Origin of the sequence: Paenibacillus sp. yr247 (assembly GCF_900103825.1) — a bacterium.
Taxonomy (GTDB): Bacteria; Bacillota; Bacilli; order Paenibacillales; family NBRC-103111; genus Paenibacillus_E.
In genome coordinates this window covers 62,255-84,123 of sequence record NZ_FNIF01000015.1, presented here as the reverse complement: position 1 = coordinate 84,123, position 21,869 = coordinate 62,255, and the positions used below count along the sequence as shown (strand labels likewise).

Sequence of the window (21,869 nt, the reverse complement as noted above, 5' to 3'; positions counted from 1 at the left end):
GCTCAGCCCCTTTGATATGCTTTTTCTTGATAGGTGATCATTTGCCTTGAACTGCTTTTGTGCGGATGGAAGTACTTGGCATTAGTATAGATAATGCGAATGTTGCCACGCTGATTACTGCGCACACAATCGCCATACCATGCAATCGCGGTGTGGTGATTTCATGGCTAAAAATGGCTCCAAGCAAACTGGATGAGAGGATTGTCCCCATAAATCTGGAGGTCATGAACAAGCCCGAAGCTATCCCTGTCTCTGCTGCAGATACATATGAATATAAAGCCGTCTGCAATCCGAGATTTTGGAACCCGCTGCTCAAGCCGAATACGGATAGGACAGCAAATATCGCCAAGGAAGCTGAATGTTCATGAATAAGTAATATGAGCATTGAACCCACTAGAACGATAAGCGAACCCATGATTAGTGGTGTTTTGGAGCCGGAATTGTCAATCCATCTGCCAACCAATGGCGTAGTGAAAATCCCTAATCCTGATAGTGCCAGCATCATCATGCCAACCTGCTGCGCATCGAATTGCCGGACTTGCTGTAAATAAGAAGGAATGCTGAACATGATCGAGTAGAACACGATGTTAACACAAATAAACTGGACATAAACCAAACAAACGTTGAGATTTTTTTTCAAAAAGATCATATCAATAAACGGCTGGGTGCGCTTTAACTCAAATTTATAGAATAAATAACTCAGGATTAAGCTGGTTAAAAGAAACCAGAGGTTGACCCTCTTTTCGAAGGAAAGAAAGAAAAATAGCCAACTGATTATAAGTGATGCAAAAAAGGCAATTCCCCACAAGTCCAGTCCGCCTTTAGCGAGTGACTTGCGCGGGCCATCTTTCGGAAGAATTTTGATGGAAAGCAAAAAAGCAATGAGGATAACTGGAAAGTTAACAATGAAAATCGCTGGCCAATCCCCATATTGGATCAAAAAACCTCCAATAGAAGGACCAAGGGCCGCCGACGTAGAAGAAAAAATAGACATCACGCTTAATGCTCTTGCTTGATTATCTGTGATGCTACTGCGAATAATCCCCATTCCTGCAGGGTATAGCGAAGATGTTCCTATTGCTTGAATTACGCGAAAGCCAATAAGCCAGCCAATGCTTGGGGCCAGCGGAGCTAGCATAGATGATACTGTAACGAGAGTAAGTCCAAATAGGAAGATCCGCTTGCGACCGAACATATCGCTTATCTTACCCATAATTGGTTGAGCAATCGCACTTGCGACATAATAAGTAGCGATCAGCCAAGAGATGGCACTATAAGTGACATGGAACTCGGTCTGCAGCCGTGAGAATGCAACTGAAATCATCGACGTATTCAGCGGATTTAAGAGAACTCCTAGACCTATGGTTGTGATTAACCAAAGTTGCTTGTTCTTGTTTTTAAACATGTATTTTTCTCTTTTCTCTCTTTTTAATTCATTATAATCCTATTTAAGTTGAACTGCATCGATAAAATCCAGCGTCATCGTCAGCCTTTGAAGCTGTCCTCCATAAAACGGAAAAAAGCCTTCAGAATCGCGATTTATCAACGATTCTGAAGGCTTCTTGCTTATCAATGCGAGCCCCTTCGGTCTGACAGTCGGGATTGGAATCACCCCGTTTTTACCATTCCCAAGGCATCTTTACTGGATAGCCGATTTTCTCGCTGCGAAGCAGCTGACGGGAGCGTTTCGGGAGCTGATCATACACTTCCTGCGGAATTTGAATCGAATACCCGCTGCCATACCAATCACGGTTGTAAATTAGTGCGATGTTCGTTCTGCGATAGTTCGAACGATTCGGAGTACCACGGTGCCACATCCGGATGTCGCGAATGACGATGGAGCCTGAAGTTTTTTTCGAATAGGGAATAAATGCAGATTGACAACGCTTCCACGTTAAGATATCCTTATTTAGCAAGAAAGATTAACCGGTTAAGCTAAAATATGCTTCGTTCGTTGAATTGGGAATCCATTTCGGAATAGAGAGGGGATGAATCAAATTAGCAATAATTCTAAACTAAAACAAATGTGGGCCGATAAAACACTTTACTTCATGCTGCTGCCGGGCTTGGCCTATTTTATCATCTTTCATGTATGGCCCATTATCGGGATGAAACTAGCCTTCTACGAATATCGCATTATTGGCAAAAACGTCTATGTAGGATTCAAATATTTCCGGGAGTTATTCAGCACACCGATTTTTACACAGGTACTGGAAAACACGTTAATCATCAGCGCGATGAAAATGATCATTATTTTTCCGATTCCAATTATTTTCGCTCTGATGCTCAATGAATTTATTAATGGCAAATTCCGCAAAGCGGTCCAGGTCATCTCGTATTTGCCTCACTTTCTGTCATGGGTCGTGATCGCGGGCATCTGGTTCGAATTCCTGTCAAAGTCATCGGGGGCAGTCAATGAAATCATTCAGGCCTTCGGCTTTCCGGCTCACGACTTTTTGACGGATAAAGATGCGATCAGATGGGTGCTTGTAGCAAGTGAAGCATGGCGGAATATAGGTTGGGATTCCATCATTTTTCTTGCTGCGATCCTAGGCATTAATCAAAATCTGTATGAAGCAGCGCATGTCGATGGAGCGAATCGCTGGCACGTGGTCACCCGAATCGTGATCCCGCATCTATATGTCCCTATGGTGACTATCTTCATTCTAAACGTTGGTTTTATTATGAATGCTGGACTTGATCAGGTGCTAAACTTCACCAACGACTCTGTAAATAGCAAAATCGATATTATAGATACTTACGTTTATCGTGTAGGTTTGATTAACGGTCAATACTCGTTTGCCACAGCGGCTAATTTGTTTAAAAGTGCAATTGGTGTAGTGCTCGTACTATCGACACATTTCATTTCTAAAAAACTCACCTCTAAAGGTGCCTGGTAAGGAGGCAGTTTCATGGTAGGTAGAAAATTTACCGTTCCCAAATTGATGATCGGGGCCATACTTTCCGTCCTTACATTGACGATGTTCGTACCGATTATGAACTTATTTGCGAAAGCGTTCTCGAACCCAGATAAAGTACATTTGTTACACGGCTATGATATTTGGCCTAAGGGTTTCTCGCTCATTCATTTTGAAGTTGTACTCAGTAATCAATTGATTGGTCGAGCTCTATTGAATTCGTTGTTCATTACCATCGTGGGGACATGCTTAAGCATTTTCTTTACCACGATCACAGCATATGTGTTGACTCGCAAAAATTTGGTTGGCAAAACTCCACTCATGATTTTTCTTATTATTATCATGATCTTCGAACCTGGGATCGTTCAAGAATATATGGTCATCAAAGACCTTCATTTACTGGATAGTCTTTGGTCAATGGTTATATATCGCACGATTAACGTGTTTTATCTCATCATTATGATGCGATTTATTGAGGAGATTCCTGAATCATTGATTGAAGCAGCCAGGATTGACGGGGCCGGACATATGAGAACGTTTTCCCAGATTGTTTTGCCCCTTTCCCGCGTACCTCTGCTTACAATTGGCATGTTTTACATTGTAGCGAGATGGAACGAATTCTTTAAATCAAGTATTTTCTTGTCAAGTCGCAACAATACGGTTCTGCAAGTGCTGCTTAGACAGTTCATCGTAGAAGGAGATACTTCTGCTCTGGTTGGCTCGGCCAATCTATTGAAAAATAATAACATTGCTCAGCTTGATTTCACCGCATTAAAGGCGGCTACAATTGTTATCGCCATGATTCCGATTCTTATGCTATATCCCATTATTCTGAAGCATTTCGCGAAGGGTGTAATGGAAGGCGGCATTAAAGAATAAAAACAAAAACAGATCCAAGGAGGAAATAAAATGAGAAAGATGCTTCTCTTGTTGGTTGCGATCTTATTGATGGTAACAACAGCTTGCAGTTCCGGGGGGAAAAAGGCTAGCGATACATCGACTCCTGCAGCAACAAATAAAGGTAGTCAAGATCCCGTAACGCTTAATATCGTTGCCAAAGATTTAGCGGTAGATGATCCTAACGCTCAAAAACTGGTTAAAGGTATCGAAGAAGGTATGAAAGCAGAAGGCAAAAACATTAAACTGCAAATCGTGCCCGTGCAAAGCGGTACGTACTCGGAAAAATTAGGTCTCTTGTTGCAAAGCGGAAATATTCCTGACTTGATTTATTTCCAAGGTGGAGACTATCAATTTGCTGTTACGCAAAAAATTCTAGAAAACTTGACGCCTTACATCGAAAAGTCTACGAATGTTAAAGCTTCGATGAGCGATTTTAACAAAGAAAGAATGAAGAATTATCCGTATTTATTATGGCTATCGCCGATTAATAGTGCAGTTCCAGTTGTACGTCAAGAATGGCTAGATAAAACAACATCAGGCAAAGAAGTGTTGGCAAATCCAACGATCGACAATTATTATACGTTCTTTAAAGAAGTGAAAGAAAAGAATGGCGCGAAATACGCATATACAACGGCTGGTAACCTAGATGAATTAGACGTCATGTTTGCACAAGCTTTCGGATTGACATCCACATGGATCAAAGGTGCCGATGGTAAGTATGTTTACAGCAGAACAACACCATTCGAGAAAGAAAAATTGGAGTTCTATGCGAAGCTGTACAAGGAAGGATTACTTGATCCTGAGTACCTGACCAAAAAGTTTGACACCAAAGAAAAAGCTTTCTATGACGGCCAGGCTGCCATCATTGCAGGTACACAAGGTAAAGTTATTGATATCTATAACACAAAAATGACATCACAAAATGGCGCGAATGCTAAACTAACGCCTCTGGCACCAGCAAAAGGGAAAGCTCATGGTTACACACCGGTGGATATCAGCAAGGAAAGCCGCGGTTTTGCCATTTCTTCCACATCCAAGAACAAAGATGCAGCTTTTGCTGTATTAGAGTTTATGGCTAGTCAAAAAGGTCAAATGCTCGACAAGCTTGGTGTGGAAGGTCAAGAGTACCAAATCGTCGATAATAAAATTAAACTTACGGACAAATTTGCTTCCTGGTTCCCTCATTTTGTTGAGACTACCCTTAATTTTAAGCCGGAAAAAGAGTTTGACCCTGCGACGCCTTACTTGACGGCTCCAGCAGCTAAATCTCTGCAAATGTTCTCTTCCATGTCTACAAAAGACAATGCGTTTATCATGCCTGCTGATTTGGCAGCCAAATGGGATGCATCCGTCGCGCTGTACAAAGGATTTGCTGCAGACGTTGTTACAGGCAAGAAAACAACAGCTGATTTCGATAAATTTGTGGAAGCATGGAACGCCGCAGGCGGTAAAGATGTGACCGATTACGCAAACAAAACAATCAAGTAAATAGAACTGCAAAGTGTGGGGCGTCATGCCCCACACTCCCTGTAGGGGGAGTGGAATAAATGGTTTCTTTTGCTGAAAGAGTAAAAGGTGTTGTTTTTGGAACAGCGTATGGCGATGCCATGGGCGCAGTAGTCGAAAAGTTGACTTATCGTGAGATTAAAAGTAGATATGGCCGAGTTGATACAACGATGACCAAGTGGTGGAAAGCGGATTGGCCGGAAACGGCGAGGCTTGGAAGAATGAGGGGCGAAGGTATTGTTACCGACGATACATTAATGACGCTTGCTCTAATGAACGTTTATTGCACGGAACGGCGTCATTTGGACGCTTATGATCTTGCCAATGAATTCGTGAAGGAAATCTCCTTCCGACCTAGATATATTCCGGAGTTCGGTAAAGAAGCGTTAATCATGGATAGACTTTTTTATCCCGAGAAACACATTTTCAATCGCCATGTATTAGCAAATTGCGAGCCTCGTGAAGGAGGCTATGGCAATATGGTCAATTGTGGCGCGGCCATGTACATTGCTCCGGTCGGTATCGTGAACGCATGCAATCCTAAGGGAGCTTACGATGAAGCGATTCTCTTTGCTTCCGGGCATCAAGTCAGTTATGGCTTGGAAGCTGCGGGTGTTATGGCTTGCTGTGTCGCCAAAGCATTTGAACCAGGTGCTACAGTTGAAGATGTCGTAAACACGGCATTAGTATACGCCAAAGATGGAACCAAAAGGGCCATTCATGACATTTGTGAAGCGGCTATAGCGCTTAAGAATAATAAAGAAGACAAAGATGAAGTCGTGACTCGTTTTCATGCCGTTATTGGCAATTATTCACCTATGGGAGACGATGTGACCCGGAGTATTCACAAAGTCGGCATTCCATCTAATCATTATACGCCTAGCCGTTTGTTCTCGATTGAAGAACTACCGATGGCTCTAGCTTACATGGTATTGCATGATGGCAATCTCTTGGAAGCCGTTAAGGACGGCGTCAGTTCCGGCCGCGATACAGACTCGATTGGCGTTATGATCGGTGCCATACTCGGCGGGATGCAGGGGGTCACAGCGATTCCTGAAGCTGAGATTGAAGTTTTGGAAGCAGCTAATAAGCAAGAGATTGAGAAGCATTGCAATCTATTTGCCGAGGCAGCAGCATCCATTATTATGGAAGATTTAGAAATGAACAATCTTAGACAAAAACAACTTCGTTTTAATAAGTAAAGGCGGTGTTTGGTTTGATCCCATCGAATTATTTGGAAAAAGTGTATGCCGGCTACTTGGGCATGAACATTGGCATCAGACTAGGTGCGCCAGTTGAGCCGACGATTTGGACGTATGAAAGAATAAAAAATACGTATGGTGAAATCACCGACTATGTAAAAGAGTTCAAAAATTTCGCAGCAGACGATGATGCGAACGGTCCGTACTATTTTTTAAGGGCGCTCTATGATGATGCGACGGATCGGGACATTACCCCGAATGACGTTGCTCGTGCTTGGCTGAACTATACGCGTGAAGGCATCGGAATGTTCTGGTGGGGCGGTTACGGTATCAGTACGGAGCACACGGCCTATATCAATTTGAAAAAAGGGGTGCCGGCTCCTCAGTCCGGTTCGATAGAGCAAAACGGACAGATTATGGCTGAGCAAATTGGCGGTCAAATATTTATTGATACGTGGGGCTTGGTGAATCCTGGCAACCCTAAGAAAGCCGCTGATTTCGGCGAGGCTGCCGCTAGAGTATCCCATGACGGAGAAGGTGTATATGGCGCTAGATTTTTCTGTGCGGCAATTGCCGCAGCTTTTGAAACAAGCGACATCAATGCGATTATCGAAGCGGGATTGGCTCAAATTCCAGAGCAGTCTACCTATGCAAAAGTGGCAAGAGCGGTACTGAGTTTCCATGCCGGGCAGCCTGGCGATTTCAGAGCATGCCGAGATATGCTGGAGCGGGATTGGGGATACGACAAATATAAAGGCGTTTGTCACATGATTCCGAATGCGGGCGTTTGTATATTGGCACTCATTTATGGTCAAGGTGATTTTAATAGGACTGTTGAAATTGCAACTATGTGCGGCTGGGATACGGACTGTAATGCAGGTAACGTCGGTACAGTTCTAGGGGTTGCTTGCGGGATATCTGGAATCGCTGATAAATATCGTAAGCCTATCAATGATTCCATTGTTATGTCGGGGATTTCCGGTTACCTGAACATCCTGGATATTCCAACGTATGCGAAGGAACTGACGGTTCTTGGCTATCGTCTAGCGAATGAACCTTGTCCGCAGGACATTTTAGCCAGTCTAGTTGACGGTGAAATCTACTTTGATTTCGAGCTGCCAGGTTCGACGCATAATTTGCGTGTTTCGGATTCGTTTTTCTGCCAAATGAAACACTCTACCGAACAAGCCTACAAAGGAACTGGCTCACTTGAAGTGGTGTTTGACCGGATGACTCGTGGCGAGAAATCAAAAATTTTCTATAAACCTTTTTATACAAGAGATGATTTTAGTGATGAAAGGTATTCGCCAACGTTCTCTCCTAAAGCTTATTCAGGCCAAACTGTCTCCATGGAAATATATCTAGACCAATGGGGCGGGAATGAATCGATGGGTGTTGCCCCCTACGTGAGACTGGCAAACAGTAAAAAAGAATTAGTGCAAGGGTACGTAAAACTTGTTAACAATGAATGGCTCCATGTCGAATTTCAGATTCCTGATTCTGAAGGTGAGCTCATCGACGAAGTAGGCATCGTATTGGAAGCCTATTCGACGCGTAAGCCGAAAAGTTTAGGACGTATTTTCATAGATGAGTTCAGAATTAACGGCAAATCGGACTACAACATAGATTTTAATAAACAAGCGATAGATTTTGGTTGCGTAACTCCTTTTGCTCACAACCTAGGGGCATGGAGTATTGAAGATGGAGCCATGTACTTAATGACCGCAGAAGCAGCCGAAGCTTATACGGGTAACTACTTTTCGAAGGACTACACCTTCTCCTTAAATGTGAAGCCGCATTATGGTTACTCGCACTTGGCGGCTGTTCGTGTACAAGGTGCAATGCGCGGTTATCATGTAGGATTCGACGGTGAAAATCAAGTTTCGTTATTTATGAATGATTTTGGATATAAAAAGTTAGCGGGATGTCCTTATAAGTGGCAGCTTAACAAAGATTATGTTTTCAAGGTGACTGTACAAGGCAGTACAATTACACTTTCTATTAATGAAGAAGAAATTTTAAAGCATACTGATGATACTTTTAGTTATGGTATGTTTGGTGTAAGTACAATTGCTGCGGCAAGGACATCTTTTAGCAATATGAGGTTAACAGAGATATAGATAATTGGGGATGAGATGAGAACATGGTTCGTGAAAAAAAACCTACCTTAAAAGAAATTGCCGAACTGGCGGGTGTGACCAAAGCGACGGTTTCGATGGTGCTGAACAATACGGGAAGGGTCAGTCAAGAGCAGCGAGAGAAAGTGAAACGAATCGCGGATGAGCTTGATTACCGTCCGAATGTCATTGCTCAAGGATTGGCTCGGCAGCATATGAAGCTGATCGGCATGGTTATCCCATCCTTTCATGACGACTTTAGTCATGAGGTGTTTTTGGGCATCGAAAACTATGCCAAAGAACGCGGTTATAAAATCTTAGTAGGGCTCACGAACAATGAAGGGGATGCGGAAGACAGCATCATCGAGGAATTTTTACAGCTGAACAGCGCCGGTCTGATCATTCATCCTTCTCCCGTTGTCGATAGCGAAGAGAGAATGTATAGACAGCTTCAACAGGAGAAGGTTCCTTTCGTTTTCTATACTCGTTATCCCATTGATGGTAATTCCGATTATAATCGTGTACTTTGTGACGATGTGCTTGGGGGGCGCTTAGCCGTACAGCATTTAATTGAAAAAGGCCACCAACGCATTGCCTTTTATACAAATCGATATGTGAAAAATACAAATGACTCCATTAATAAAAAAATCGGATATGAAAGGGCGCATCAAGAAGCTGATCTGCCAATTGATCCAAAGCTCTCGGTCAGCTCGGATATGTTCTCAGCCGAAAATCCGCTCAGTAAATGGGTTCAAGAGCATCAAGTAACGGCAATTTTCGTATCCACCGATTATACGGCCATTACTATTATGGAAAAGCTTCAAGATAGCGGTTTCCGGATTCCCGAAGATATTGCGATAGTGGGCTATGATGATATTCGTATGGCTAAGCAGTGTACACCTAAGCTGACAACTGTCCGGGTTCCTAAGAAGGAAATCGGCATGAAAACAGCTGAAATGGTATTGTCCATGATTGAGCATGGCATGCAGCGTCACAAACAAGAAATTATCGAGACGCCAGAGCTCATTGTCAGAAGGAGCAGCTAACCCTATGGAAACGAAATTTGTGCGAAACCGAGTTGAAAAAGTAAGACGTTCTACGCTGATTGTTCCTGGTAATGTGGAACGGTTCATTCAGAAAGCGATGACGCGCGGTGCAGATGCCATACAGCTTGATTTGGAAGATAGCGTTCCTTACGAACAGAAAGATATTGGACGTCAAATGGTGTTAGAAACGCTGAATACGCTGCCGTTATCACCTACAGAAATCAATGTCCGAATTAACAATGAACCTGATATGTGGTTGAAGGATTTAACTTGTTGTGTAGCTCCGCGGCTGCACAGCGTTACGATCCCCAAATGCGAAGATACAACCATCATTCGTGAGGTTGAAGCCAAGCTGGCTGATTTGGAAAGGGAGCGCGGATTGCTGGAAGGTCATACCCAGATCTCAATCCTCATCGAATCGGCGTTAGGACTGTCTCGGTTAGACGAACTGCTTGGAGCGAGCGATCGGATCAGTACAGTGACCCTGGGAAATGAAGATTTTTGTCTCGATTTGGGTATTGAAGCCTCATCCACAGGGGAAGAGCTTTACCCCTACTATGCTCAAGTCGTACTTCAAGCTCGTATTCATCAAGTAATGCCGCTAGGTTTCGTTTCTTCAATTGCGGATTTTAGAAATTTAGATAACTTCCGACGCTTAGCGGAAAAGAGCAAACAGCTTGGATTTATGGGCAGCTCCTGTATTCATCCTGACCAAGTGGCCATTCTGAATGAGGTGTATACCCCGCGGCCTGATGAATTGGAGAGGGCTTTGGGAATTGTACAAGCATTTGAACAAGCACAACAGGAAGGCAGATCTTCCTGTTCCTATATGGGTAAAATGATTGATCCTCCTGTTTATCTGAGGGCGCAATTATTACTAAAACGCAACACAACTATGATGAGCAAGGGGTGAACCGAGGATGAACAAAGCACTTCATCGTATGTTGAATCCGATATCGATCGCCGTCGTCGGTGCCAGCGAGAAAATGAATTACGGTGGCCGGTTGATGAAGAATTTGCTTCAACAAGGCTATGAGGGACAACTTTTTCCCGTTAACCCGTCAAGCAAAGAAATATTCGGTATACCGAGCTATCCATCTCTAGACGATATTGCTGCAGATATCGATTTGGCTGTTCTTATCGTGAAGGCTGAGGCAATCGAGTCATTGCTGGAACAATGCGAAACTAAGAAGGTTGGCTCCGTGCTGATCATCAGTGCAGGATTTAGGGAGCAAGGCACGGAAGAAGGCGAACGGCGCGAGCTTATGCTGACCGCATGGTCGCAACGTACAGGCATACCCATCTGCGGACCCAACTGTTTGGGTATTGGCAGCAGCGCTGCTCATATGTGGGCTAACTCTGCTTCATCTATAGGAGAAAGCAAGTTGTCCGGCGGCTCCGTCGGACTTATTTCCCACAGCGGGGCAACGGCATTTGGTCCCCTGCTCAATCGCGCCAAAGATTATGGGGTTGGCTACCGCTACATTGTATCGACCGGTAACGAAGCCAGTGTATCGATGACACAGTTTGCCGATTTCATGCTGGACGATCCAGACGTGAAAGCGGTCGGACTTTTTATTGAAGGCATCAAAGACGGGAAGGCATTCGCCAAGCTGGCTGATAAAGCTCTAAGATTGGGGAAACCGATTATTACTCTGAAGATCGGCGAATCCGCTGTCGGGCAAAAAGCTGCTGCGAGTCACACCGCATCGATGACGGGAGATCAGCAAGTATTTGAAGCTTTCTGCCGTCAAAAAGGAATTTTGGCAGCAAAAGATTACGAAGAGTTCATTGCTCTGGTCAAATGCTGTGAATATAGCAAACCGCTCAAGGGATGTCGATTCGCTGTGTTGTCACATTCGGGCGGTATCGGCGGGTTCGTTGGCGACAAAATGGGTGCCGCTGGTCTCAGTGTGCCTCATTTACAGGCGGAAACGGTGGCACGAATTGATACGCATTTAACGGGCTTCGGAACGGCGAACAATCCGCTTGATTTGTCCGGAACCATGCAAACGGAACAAATCATCGAGATTCACGCCGCTCTAGAAGGTGAGGCTGAATTGGAAGGTATCGTCTACGCAACTCACGGTAAAGCGCCACTTACGGAGCGACTCGGCGCACTCGATCGTTCTTCGAATAAGCCGTTATATTGGTTATGGACAGGAAGCTTAGAAGACCCTGAACTGCAGGAAGTAAAAAGACTCCCTGTGCCGCTCTTCTTTAATCCGAAGCAATTAGCATCCACGCTTTCTAGATTGCTTGAATTCTACGAACGTTCCCGTGATGCCTCGAGCGGAAACTCAATCATTAGCAGTAAAGCGCTGGACGGAGCAGCTCAATTACAGGAATTTATAAAGCAGACAGGCTCACTAACGCTAACCGAGCTCGAAGGCAAGCAGGTTCTTCAATCGGTTGGTATATCCGTTCCAGATCATTACTATCTGCCAGTTAACGGGGATCTTTCCTCCTTTCTACAAACCATTTCTTTCAAAGATAAACGTTATGTGGCCAAGCTAGTTTCACGTACGATCACACACAAAAGTGACAGCGGAGGCGTGGCTTTGAACCTGAAGCAGCCAGATCAGGTAAAGGAGTTTTTTGAGAATCGCATTTTGCAAAGTACAGATGCAGCCGCCGTTGATGGTATGCTTTTGGAAGAAATGGTAGGGGAGAAGGTTGAACTGATCCTGGGCTCCACCAATGATCCACAATTCGGGCCTGTCATTCTGATCGGACTTGGCGGCGTACTTACTGAGCTGTTCCAGCTAGTCACTTGGCGCGTGGCTCCAATTGATAAAGAGGAAGCCAAGCGGATGCTCGGAGAAATTAAAGGATTATTGACTTATCTGCAGGGCTACCGCAATATGCCCGAGACCGATATAGAAGCTTTGCTCCAAACGCTGGAAACATTCTCACACTGGGTGTATGAGCAGCAGGATCTAGTTGAAAGTGTAGAGATTAATCCGCTTGCCGTTTTACCGAAAGGCCAAGGTGTAAAAGCGCTCGACTGCGTTATTACATTAAAGTCAACGTCGGAACAAGCCACAAACAGTGAAATCGAGGGATAGCGTTGATGCAGAAAAAAACAGCAAAAATCGTCGTTGTTGGCAGCATTAATATGGATCTTGTCGTGAAGTCTGAACACATTCCGATCGCGGGGGAGACTGTTACTGGACAGGAGTTCGTTATGATCCCCGGTGGCAAAGGAGCGAACCAAGCGGTTGCGGCCGCACGGCTAGGGGCACAAGTTGAGATGGTTGGCTGCGTGGGCGGCGACTCGTTCGGGAAGCAGATGCTGGAGCAATTGTCTAATGAAGGCGTAGGTACTTCTTACGTCATCACAGAATCGCAGCAAACTACCGGTGTGGCGCTAATTCAAGTGCAAGATGGAGAAAATCGAATTACAGTTGTGCCTGGAGCGAATGCCAGTGTGACGCCCGAGCATGTTGAGAATGCGAGAGAGGTTTTCAAGGGAGCGGATATCCTGCTTGTTCAACTGGAAATTCCACAAGAGACCGTTATGCGGGCGGTTCAACTCGCGAAAAGGCACGGTCTGAAAGTCATCTTGAATCCTGCGCCAGCCGCTGATCTCCCTGCTGAGATTTGGCCGTTTGTTGATTTGGTAACACCCAATGAGACAGAAGCAGCGATTTTGACGGCTGGACAAGCCATTACGTCAGATCAATCGGATATTTTGAACGAGCTGAGAAGCTTGACGAAGACAGATGTTATCATTACGCAAGGGGAAAAAGGAGTTTCCTATCATATTAACGGGAGCTCCGGGTCATTTCCTGCCTATCGGGTTCATGTGATGGATACGACGGCAGCCGGAGATTCCTTCAATGCAGCCTTGGCTGTATGGCATGGAGAAGGTCTGCCGCTCGAGCAATCTATCGAATTCGCGGCGAAAGTAGGCGCACTGACCGTATCACGTTTCGGCGCTCAAACCTCGCTGCCAACTCGGCAAGAAGTGGAGCTTTTTGAAGGAACCTAGGATCGGCAGCCTCAGAAGTATATGAAATTCCAATTCAAAACTTTATATGTAAATCACTTTCACAAGAAAAACCAGCAAACCAGCATTGAGTTTGCTGGTTTTTTGCGCTTAAAAACCTAATCGTCACCCAACACCAAAGCAGCAGCCCTACCGACAATTATTCGTTTTAAAGAACATTATTATGAATTACAGATCAAATCCTTTGCAATAATTCGCCTTTATTTTACAATTACAAATAAAATATTCTTTATAACGAACAAATGTGATATAATCGAGCATGTACATGGCCGATTGGGTACCTTCGTTTGGGGAGAGTCCGACTGTCGCTGTGACCAAAGTCCGTTCATCAGAGATGTATCTAAACGAAAACACGTTTTCGAAGGAGTTAATAGGTGAAAAGACAAAGTACACGGTCAAAGTTCCGCCTAGTTGGGAAAGTAATGGTTCTCTGTCTAACTTTTACCCAAGCCCTTGTCTCACTTCCGGCGCATGCTGATATCACCAATCAGGTGTATGCCGCTTCCGTAGATCGTCCGTTTTATAAAGCCACTTGGCTGTGGAATACAAGTTCGCTGCTTCAGAACAAGAACGGAACGTTCCAATTTCTTCAGCAGAACGGAGTCAATCTTGTATTTTTGCAAGTCGACCCTGATGTTCAGGCGAGTGAATACATCAGCTTTATCAGAGAGGCTTCCACTTGCGGTATTGAGGTTCATGCTTTGGGAGGAGCCCCCGATTGGATACTTCGGGACAGACAGATTAAGGTGTACAAGCTGATCGATTGGGTGAAAACTTACAACAACAGCGTTTCCGCTGATGAACAGTTTAAAGGCATCCATCTTGATGTTGAGCCGTTTGTGCTGCAGGCATGGTATGCAGATATGGATACTATGCTTGGGCTTTGGCGGGATACGGTGAGTGGGTTTGTCGAAGAAATGAAAATAGAAACCCCTCAATTGATTGCTGGTGCGGATTTGCCGGTCTGGCTAGAGAAGTTCAATGTGCCTGACGAGCAGGGTGGTCGGACAACCCTGTCTAATTGGATGATACGCAAGCTTGATCAAACTACCCTAATGGCCTATCGTGACAATGCTTCAGACATCATCAGCAGCATAACGAATGAGCTGGGTGAAGCGGATAAAAACGGCAAGCCCATCATCGTTGCGGTGGAAACTTTGCAGAGTTTCGAGGACCACATCACCTTTTATGATAAAGGTAGATCGCAAATGATGCGCGAGCTCAGCACAGTGGGTGAAACACTCAGAAGCAGCGCTTCTTTTGCCGGATATGCCATTCATGATTATGACGGCTGGAGCCATTTAAAGGAGTAGGTCAAAGCTATAAACGGCCATGTACAACAAATGATCATGCAAAAGGAGAGATTGGTAGTGAACGAGACATTTGCAATCGTACTTGCAGCTGGATTAGGAACCCGAATGAAATCTAAAATTCATAAAGTCTTACATCCGCTTTGTGGTAAACCGATGATTCGTCACGTAACAGATTCCCTTAGGACTACTGGAGTAGGACGTTTACTTGTGGTAGTTGGCACTTACGCCGAACAAATCGAGCAAGAACTTGAATCTGAAGTCGAATATGTTAGGCAAGATCAGCAACTTGGAACAGGACATGCGGTCATGCAAGCTCGCGAGGTAATCGGAAACCTAGAGGGTTACACCCTTGTTTGTTACGGAGACACGCCACTAGTGACTTCAGATACTTATAAATTGTTATTATCTGTACACCAAGAATCCGGTTCGGCAGTGACTATGCTTACTGCAGTTGTTGAGAATCCGACTGGATTAGGACGCATTGTACGTAATGAAGCAGGTGAAGTACTTCGGATTGTTGAGGAGAAAGATGCGTCTACGGATGAAAAGCGCATCCGTGAGATCAATCCGGGACTTTACTGTTTTACAAACTCTGTCTTATTTAGAGCATTGGATCAAGTGCAAAATCATAACGCTCAAGGGGAGTACTACCTTACAGATTGCATTCAAATTATTAAGAAGATGGGACACACCGTCAAATCTCTTGCTGTTTCTAATGCGCATGAGGTATTGGGGATCAATGATCGGATCCAGCTCGCTCAATTAAATAAAATGCTGCGTGATACGATCAACGAATCGCATATGAGAAATGGTGTCACCCTTATAGATCCTCATACAACTTATATTGATAGTAAAGTTTCTATCGGAGAGGATACGGTGATCGGACCCGGTGTGACGCTCTCGGGTTCAACGTCTATTGGAAAAGGATGCTATATCGGTTCAGGCAGCCAGATTGAGTCGAGCACCCTCGGAGAACAGATCACTATTCACAGTTCAATCATAAGGGACTCGGTCATTGCGGAGGAAGCCTCGATCGGTCCGTTTGCTTTTATTAGGCCAGGTTCTGTAATTGGGAAAGGCGTAAAAGTCGGCGATTTTGTTGAAGTGAAAAACTCCACGATTGGAGAGGGTTCTAAAATTCCCCACTTAGCTTATGTCGGCGATTCAGACATTGGTCAAAACACGAACATTGGTTGCGGAGTGATTACTGTTAATTTCGATGGAGTAAATAAACATCGAACCACCGTTGGGGATGATAGTTTTGTAGGAAGCAACACCAATTTGATAGCACCTGTAACGATTGGGAAAGAAGTTTACATAGCCACTGGGTCTACGATCACGAATGATGTCCCAGATGGGGCGTTTGCCATTGCCCGCGAACGTCAAGTCACCAAAGCGAATTATGTCAAACATTTACGTGGGCGCCTACTTAACGCAGGCAAACGAGAGTTGACAATTAATCGATAAAAAGGGAAGGAGAATTCATAAATGGGACGTTATTTTGGTACAGATGGTGTTAGAGGTGTCGCCAATCAGGAGTTAACCCCGGAATTAGCGTATAAATTAGGGCGTACAGGGGCTTATCTATTAACTAAAAAGAAAGCTCGGGCATCGATTGTAGTTGGCAAAGATACTCGTATTTCGGGTGATTTGTTAGAGTCTGCTTTGATTGCCGGAATTCTTTCGGTTGGGGCCAATGCAATTCGTGTGGGCGTGATTTCAACGCCAGGTGTTGCCTACTTAACGCGTACATTACTAGCGGATGCCGGTGTGATGATTTCCGCTTCTCATAATCCTGTAGCTGATAATGGCATTAAATTTTTTGGTAGTGATGGTTTTAAGCTAGTCGATGAGATGGAAGAACAGATTGAGGAGTGGATGGATCAGCCTGATGATCAACTGCCGCGACCAGTTGGAGCTGATATAGGGCGTGTATTGGTCCGTAAAGATGCATCTGAATTGTATGTAAAATTTCTGGAGAAGACAACCCGCGAACGTTTGACTGGAATAAAAGTTGTTTTGGACTGTGCGAATGGTGCAGCGTCTTTGCTTGCACCAGCAGTGTTTCGAGCCATTGGAGCAAATGTCATCCCGCTAGCTGTAGAGCCGAATGGGACTAATATAAATGCAGATTGTGGATCTACGCATCCGAGAGCTTTGCAGGATGCAGTCGTTCGGGAAAGGGCGCAATTAGGCCTTGCCTTTGACGGTGACGCAGATCGTTTGATCGCAGTGGATGAGACAGGGGAGCTTGTGGATGGCGACTATATTGCAGCCATTTTGGCACGTAGTTTACTTGATGCGGGAGAGCTTGACCACAATACGGTAGTAACCACTGTAATGTCAAATGTGGGCTTAGTTAAAGCTATGAAAGCCTTAAACATTAACTTGGTTCAGACAGCTGTTGGAGATCGTTATGTGATGGAGGCCATGCGTAAAGGAGGCTATGTACTCGGTGGTGAACAGTCGGGCCATATGATTATGCTGCATCACAATACGACTGGAGACGGTATACTTACTGGTGTACAATTGGCAAGTGTGATAGTTAAAACGGGACAACCCTTGAGCGAATTGCGCAAAATCATGCGTTCTTACCCGCAGCTCCTTGTGAATGTGCCGGTAGTAAGCAAGCAAGGTTGGGATTCTAACTTGAACATTAGGCGGACGATTGAGGCCGTTCAGGCAAGCCTTGGGGATGAAGGACGTGTGCTCGTACGTCCCTCTGGAACAGAGCCGTTCATCCGTGTCATGGTTGAGGGGCCTGATGCAGCCCTGCTGAAGGCATATGTAAAGTTAATTGCTGATGCCATTTCTTTGGAAATAAACGTATTGCACAATGATATTGTCACAGTTTAATAAAGGTAGTTTTCAGGGGAGGACGTAAAGGCCCCCCTTTTTTCTTATGCCGTACACATATGTCGACGCATGGTATGTAAAATATACCCAAATTTATGATCTACCCACATAAAAGAGAGCTTGGGCACGAATTGTATAGTGCGAACCAATTACCAGAAATCTGGAGGGATCGGGCTATGTCCGTAAAACAAATGCTTGTACCCAACAAGAACCTGGACGAGAACTGGGTTAACCTGATGATCGTAGCTCGCGATTCGGGGCTTTCCAAGGAGGAAGTAAGGCAATTTTTCCGCGAGTGCAAAGAAAACGAAGATGAGCCAAAAAATTAATTCTAAGAGATAAAAAAAAAGCGCAAGATAACTAAATTTTTTAAGCTTTTTTGTTAGCGCTTCCATTTTTTATAATATAAAATAAACATCCACAAATCGAACATTTTTTGTTAAAATAATTGTAATACTGTATTGTAATATTGTTGGAAGTTAAAGGGGTCGCTACCATGATTGGCAAGAAAGTCAAGCAACTGCGTTTGGAACAAGGTTTTACCCTTACAGAACTGGCAGAGAAAGCCGGGGTAGCCAAATCCTATCTGAGCTCGATCGAACGCGAGGTCCAGTCAAATCCTTCAATCCACTTTCTTGAAAAGATTAGTGCGGTTTTAGGTGTTCAGTTGGAAACGATTATTCATAATCAAAACCAGACTCAGGAGCAGTTGGATGAGGAATGGATTGGTTTGGTAAGAGAGGCCATGGATTCCGGCATCAGCAAAGAACAATTTGTGGAATTTGTGGAATACAACAAATGGCGCAACAAACAAAAGCGCTCCGAAGAATGATGAAGATAAGGTAGAAGCCCCTATAACCAATGAGTTCTGCTCATTAGCTATAGGGGCTATTTATTAAGTGTGGCTATCGCCCGGGAGAGATTCCATCGATCTTTTGAAAAGCATCCTTCATTAGGTCGTAGCTTTTCTTGAGCCGCTGGGTGTACTGAACTTTATTCCAAGTAGGCCACGTGTATATTGGCAGCTTGGAGACAGGATAGATGCCGTCAGCATTGTCCAATCCAAGAACGTTACCTTTTGAACGCTGAACGATCCAAGGAAGCAAGCGAATCCCTTTGGTTGTCGTGGCTATCAGTTTGCCTTCCTTCTCGCCGTAACTCATGACCTGCAGCGAACTGGGGTCAGTGAAACCAAGCAGCATCCACGGGATGCGTATCTCTACAACGTTGCCTTTGGCTTGCCACATGGCCAAGGAATTGAAATCCGGCGATGCCGGATCCGTCGATCCGCGCTTCAGTAGGCCGGCAGGTACATCTTGAAAAGGATTGTACTTGGTGGAATCTGGCGGACTTTGCTCCAGACCGACCGCTAGCTTCCACGGGTCAAATATACCGGAATCGTCCTTCATGTCCTCGGGTTTCACCTTCAGCATGCCATACTGCTTGCCGTATAATCGGGTGTGAAAATCATAGTTGGAAGCGATTTTCACTTGGCTTTCACCGTCTTTTCCAAGCTCAACAAGCGTTTCCAGCCCTTCGTCTAGTTTAACTGCACTCAACTCCTTTGCGTGGCGGTTACCGCCTGGTATCGTATCGATGCCAAAGTAGAGCTGCTCACGCTCCGGATCAAACGGCTGCTCCAGTTCACCCATGATGTAGACATATCCCTCATCATGAGTCATCCAAATGGATTTCCATCCTGGATGGGTGCCAGTGAGCTTTTGCTTATCGCCTTCTTTGAGCGATTGCCAGTCACTCGGGTCTCCATCGATTTTGAGCAGACCATCCTTGCTGGACAGCTCGGCCACTAGCCCAAAGTGCTGCTCGTTCGTCAATACGTTGGTCCAGAACTTGCGGCGGCTTTGTGGAATTTCGAAATTCATCGTGTTCCAGGTGCGTTTAAACCACTCGTCCTGCCAGGAGAAGACGATGCCTCCCGCCATGCCGGTATTCGCGATATCCTGCAGGAGTGAAGCATTGATCTGGCCCTGCTCCGTCTCGTTATGCCCACCCTGATTCCGGTCTTTATTAGCCAGATGTCCAATCCCCAATGAGGAAGGAACACCAAATTCCGTAATCATGACAGGTATGTCCTTGTGGTAGGCTTTCAGCTTGGTCAGGTAGCTGAGGTACGTGTTGGCTGTTCCATCCTTGTCCTTCATATCCATCAGCGTTTGGTCCAAGTGAAAAAAGTCGGGATAGTAAGGATAAGCATGAAAAGAAGCAAAATATCCGGCAGGCCAGTCGTGCGTTTCCAGATGGGTCGCATCAACACTTACCATATCCTCTTGAATGAGAACCTCGCCTGGATGCTGAAGCGGATCGGTTGTTACCCAGTTTGTAAAAGTCAGCGGATGCTTCCATCCGTTCTGCGACTCCAGTACCGCCACATGGTCGAGCATTTCCGCGAGCCAGTTTTCAAAGGGGGAGCCGTTCATTTTAACGGAAACGTGGGTGCCTTGGAAGCCGGTCTTGTCTTTATGCTTTTCGTTGGTATTCTGAACCATTTTTGGATCCCACTCCGTCCCGATATGCCAGGCCAGCAAATAAGGACCGGCATTATAACGGTAGGTGCCGCTCGCTTTGCCGAACCGCTCTGGAATATCGGTAGCTCCGTATACCGCTCCTACGGCCAAAGCGATCTCGCTTTGAAACTCCGTGTAAATGGTATCGAGGTAGGCATCTTTTTTATCGATCAGCGCCTCTTCGGGCGTCCATACACCTTGAATGAAATAGAGCGGCTGTTCCGCATGCTGCTGATTGTATTCCACAAGCGCTTGATAAAAAACCGGTGATAGAATTGTATATATCCGAATCGTATTGGCGCCGAGAGCTTGAATCTGTTGGAACCATTTCAAATACGTCTCTTTGCTGATCGGCAGCTCGCCCGGGTCGTGCCCAGGAAGTGCAGCGCCCATATTGACCCCTTTTACAAAAAATGGCTTCCACTGTTGTTTATCGTAAATCTCGATGCGATCACCCTGGGTACGGAATTTGATTTGCGATCCGTCCGCGCTTTGGGTGCTCTCTACTTTTTGGGCGGGCCAGTAATGCCATATCAAGAAAAATGCGGCGGCCAGTACGGCAATGCGCAGCAGCCAGGCGATCGGTGAAGTGTTACCCTTCATGAGCACGAACTCCTTTAATTCTCAAGGTAGGTTAAGCAAGCAGCCTCCTAAGACGTGCTTCAAGCTCCATGGGAGAAAACGGCTTCTTGATCACATCTGCTGCTCCAAGCTCAAAGCATTTGCAAATGTCCTGCTCGACCGTAAGGTCGGTCAGCACAACGATTTTACATGCTCGACTCTGGGATTTCCGGATACGTTGAATCAGTTGGTAACCGTCGAGAGCAGGCAGTGCCAGCTCTGTAATGACAAGTTTTGGCTGGACCGATTCTACGAGCCGGAGCCCTTCCATGCCGTCCTGCGCCGGACTGACGTCATAGCCTTGCAGGCCGAGACGGACGTTTAGGAAATCAAGTAAATCGGCATTCGGATCGATCATGACGACCCTCGGTGCTTCCGAGGATTGAGGATGTCCGCGATAAACGGCAATTTCTGCTGGGTCGCTTTCGTTAAAGAAAGAGACGAAGTCGATTAATGCTTCTTCCGAAGCGGTTGCGCTCTTGGGGAAACTGGCCACCGCCATACCGCCGTCCAGCAGTCCTGCATCCTGGAGGAACGCTTTGGCCGATAGGGCTATGAAATGGGTGAAAGCCAGTGATTGCCCCGGAAGCAGGATGATCACGGACTTTTCCTCAACTTCATAGGCAGCCGCAACGACCAGACTTTCGCCCTCCATGCTGAGACGCGTCTCCAAATCTTGAAGCAGTATCGAGCTAATGCCTTGGGTTGCTGCCATAATCACACCGCATTCCGTCCAAGGGACGGTTGCTTGAAGCGCATTGTTCATATGGACGTACAGACGATTAGACAAGCCGGACTTTTTTAATAAGGCAGTGTTCATGGTTCTTTCACTCCATTTCTATTTCATATAGGG

Annotated in this window: 18 protein-coding genes; 14 read left to right on the top strand and 4 right to left on the bottom strand. The window is 45.4% G+C overall.

Annotation, left to right across the window (positions count from 1 at the left end; translation table 11 throughout):
• Positions 1-37: 37 nt before the first annotated feature.
• The gene (locus BLT91_RS20875; protein WP_090824494.1) at positions 38-1,405 is read right to left on the bottom strand and encodes an MFS transporter; all 1,368 of its coding nucleotides are present in this window, start codon (positions 1,403-1,405) and stop codon (positions 38-40) included.
• A gap of 214 nt (positions 1,406-1,619) precedes the next feature.
• Positions 1,620-1,916, bottom strand: coding sequence for a hypothetical protein (locus BLT91_RS20870; RefSeq protein WP_090824492.1), 297 nt, complete (start codon positions 1,914-1,916; stop codon positions 1,620-1,622).
• Positions 1,917-1,988: 72 nt separating this feature from the next.
• On the opposite strand from BLT91_RS20870, the gene BLT91_RS20865 reads away from it, so the two are divergent.
• The 14 genes from BLT91_RS20865 to BLT91_RS20800 all read left to right on the top strand — a co-directional run bounded on the left by BLT91_RS20865 (position 1,989) and on the right by BLT91_RS20800 (position 18,702).
• Positions 1,989-2,900 (top strand): ABC transporter permease, encoded by a 912-nt coding sequence (locus tag BLT91_RS20865; protein WP_090824489.1) that lies wholly within the window; start codon positions 1,989-1,991, stop codon positions 2,898-2,900.
• A 12-nt stretch (positions 2,901-2,912) separates the two neighbouring features.
• Positions 2,913-3,797, top strand: coding sequence for a carbohydrate ABC transporter permease (locus tag BLT91_RS20860; protein WP_090824487.1), 885 nt, complete (start codon positions 2,913-2,915; stop codon positions 3,795-3,797).
• Positions 3,798-3,827: 30 nt separating this feature from the next.
• Complete coding sequence (locus tag BLT91_RS20855; RefSeq protein ID WP_090824485.1) at positions 3,828-5,306, top strand: extracellular solute-binding protein; 1,479 nt, start codon at positions 3,828-3,830, stop codon at positions 5,304-5,306.
• A 59-nt stretch (positions 5,307-5,365) separates the two neighbouring features.
• Complete coding sequence (locus BLT91_RS20850) at positions 5,366-6,526, top strand: ADP-ribosylglycohydrolase family protein (protein ID WP_090824482.1); 1,161 nt, start codon at positions 5,366-5,368, stop codon at positions 6,524-6,526.
• Positions 6,527-6,540: 14 nt separating this feature from the next.
• Positions 6,541-8,646: an ADP-ribosylglycohydrolase family protein gene (locus BLT91_RS20845; RefSeq protein ID WP_217635259.1), complete on the top strand. Its 2,106-nt coding sequence runs from the start codon at positions 6,541-6,543 to the stop codon at positions 8,644-8,646.
• Positions 8,647-8,669: 23 nt separating this feature from the next.
• Positions 8,670-9,689: a LacI family DNA-binding transcriptional regulator gene (locus BLT91_RS20840; RefSeq protein ID WP_090824480.1), complete on the top strand. Its 1,020-nt coding sequence runs from the start codon at positions 8,670-8,672 to the stop codon at positions 9,687-9,689.
• A 4-nt stretch (positions 9,690-9,693) separates the two neighbouring features.
• A complete protein-coding gene (locus BLT91_RS20835; protein WP_175532437.1) occupies positions 9,694-10,602 on the top strand; it encodes an HpcH/HpaI aldolase/citrate lyase family protein in 909 nt (302 codons plus the stop codon).
• Between the two features lie 7 nt (positions 10,603-10,609).
• The gene (locus BLT91_RS20830; RefSeq protein ID WP_090824476.1) at positions 10,610-12,757 is read left to right on the top strand and encodes an acetate--CoA ligase family protein; all 2,148 of its coding nucleotides are present in this window, start codon (positions 10,610-10,612) and stop codon (positions 12,755-12,757) included.
• Positions 12,758-12,762: 5 nt separating this feature from the next.
• Positions 12,763-13,683: a ribokinase gene (rbsK, locus tag BLT91_RS20825; protein WP_090824553.1), complete on the top strand. Its 921-nt coding sequence runs from the start codon at positions 12,763-12,765 to the stop codon at positions 13,681-13,683.
• Positions 13,684-14,075: 392 nt separating this feature from the next.
• A complete protein-coding gene (locus BLT91_RS20820) occupies positions 14,076-15,014 on the top strand; it encodes a hypothetical protein (RefSeq protein WP_090824474.1) in 939 nt (312 codons plus the stop codon).
• A 57-nt stretch (positions 15,015-15,071) separates the two neighbouring features.
• Complete coding sequence (glmU, locus tag BLT91_RS20815) at positions 15,072-16,481, top strand: bifunctional UDP-N-acetylglucosamine diphosphorylase/glucosamine-1-phosphate N-acetyltransferase GlmU (protein WP_090824552.1); 1,410 nt, start codon at positions 15,072-15,074, stop codon at positions 16,479-16,481.
• A 21-nt stretch (positions 16,482-16,502) separates the two neighbouring features.
• Positions 16,503-17,870: a phosphoglucosamine mutase gene (gene glmM, locus BLT91_RS20810; protein ID WP_090824472.1), complete on the top strand. Its 1,368-nt coding sequence runs from the start codon at positions 16,503-16,505 to the stop codon at positions 17,868-17,870.
• Between the two features lie 176 nt (positions 17,871-18,046).
• Positions 18,047-18,199, top strand: a complete 153-nt coding sequence (locus BLT91_RS30850; protein WP_254777048.1) for an anti-repressor SinI family protein — start codon at positions 18,047-18,049, stop codon at positions 18,197-18,199.
• A 167-nt stretch (positions 18,200-18,366) separates the two neighbouring features.
• Positions 18,367-18,702 carry a helix-turn-helix domain-containing protein gene (locus BLT91_RS20800; RefSeq protein WP_090824467.1) on the top strand — a complete coding sequence of 112 codons (336 nt, stop codon included), beginning with the start codon at positions 18,367-18,369 and terminating at the stop codon, positions 18,700-18,702.
• 73 nt (positions 18,703-18,775) lie between these two features.
• Here the strand turns inward: BLT91_RS20800 and BLT91_RS20795 are convergent, their stop codons facing one another.
• Together BLT91_RS20795 and BLT91_RS20790 are read right to left on the bottom strand one after the other, a co-directional pair.
• Positions 18,776-20,998, bottom strand: coding sequence for a hypothetical protein (locus BLT91_RS20795; RefSeq protein ID WP_090824465.1), 2,223 nt, complete (start codon positions 20,996-20,998; stop codon positions 18,776-18,778).
• Positions 20,999-21,029: 31 nt separating this feature from the next.
• The gene (locus tag BLT91_RS20790) at positions 21,030-21,836 is read right to left on the bottom strand and encodes a response regulator transcription factor (RefSeq protein WP_090824463.1); all 807 of its coding nucleotides are present in this window, start codon (positions 21,834-21,836) and stop codon (positions 21,030-21,032) included.
• Positions 21,837-21,869 lie beyond the last annotated feature (33 nt).

Excerpts from the sequence above, each read along its gene's own strand:
- BLT91_RS20875 (WP_090824494.1), bottom strand. The coding sequence starts at position 1,405 with ATGTTTAAAAACAAGAACAAGCAACTTTGGTTAATCACAACCATAGGT.
- BLT91_RS20865 (WP_090824489.1), top strand. The coding sequence starts at position 1,989 with ATGAATCAAATTAGCAATAATTCTAAACTAAAACAAATGTGGGCCGAT.
- BLT91_RS20860 (WP_090824487.1), top strand. The coding sequence starts at position 2,913 with ATGGTAGGTAGAAAATTTACCGTTCCCAAATTGATGATCGGGGCCATA.
- BLT91_RS20855 (WP_090824485.1), top strand. The coding sequence starts at position 3,828 with ATGAGAAAGATGCTTCTCTTGTTGGTTGCGATCTTATTGATGGTAACA.
- BLT91_RS20850 (WP_090824482.1), top strand. The coding sequence starts at position 5,366 with ATGGTTTCTTTTGCTGAAAGAGTAAAAGGTGTTGTTTTTGGAACAGCG.
- BLT91_RS20840 (WP_090824480.1), top strand. The coding sequence starts at position 8,670 with ATGGTTCGTGAAAAAAAACCTACCTTAAAAGAAATTGCCGAACTGGCG.
- BLT91_RS20835 (WP_175532437.1), top strand. The coding sequence starts at position 9,694 with ATGGAAACGAAATTTGTGCGAAACCGAGTTGAAAAAGTAAGACGTTCT.
- BLT91_RS20830 (WP_090824476.1), top strand. The coding sequence starts at position 10,610 with ATGAACAAAGCACTTCATCGTATGTTGAATCCGATATCGATCGCCGTC.
- rbsK (WP_090824553.1), top strand. The coding sequence starts at position 12,763 with ATGCAGAAAAAAACAGCAAAAATCGTCGTTGTTGGCAGCATTAATATG.
- glmM (WP_090824472.1), top strand. The coding sequence starts at position 16,503 with ATGGGACGTTATTTTGGTACAGATGGTGTTAGAGGTGTCGCCAATCAG.
- BLT91_RS30850 (WP_254777048.1), top strand. The coding sequence starts at position 18,047 with ATGTCCGTAAAACAAATGCTTGTACCCAACAAGAACCTGGACGAGAAC.
- BLT91_RS20800 (WP_090824467.1), top strand. The coding sequence starts at position 18,367 with ATGATTGGCAAGAAAGTCAAGCAACTGCGTTTGGAACAAGGTTTTACC.
- BLT91_RS20795 (WP_090824465.1), bottom strand. The coding sequence starts at position 20,998 with ATGAAGGGTAACACTTCACCGATCGCCTGGCTGCTGCGCATTGCCGTA.
- BLT91_RS20790 (WP_090824463.1), bottom strand. The coding sequence starts at position 21,836 with ATGAACACTGCCTTATTAAAAAAGTCCGGCTTGTCTAATCGTCTGTAC.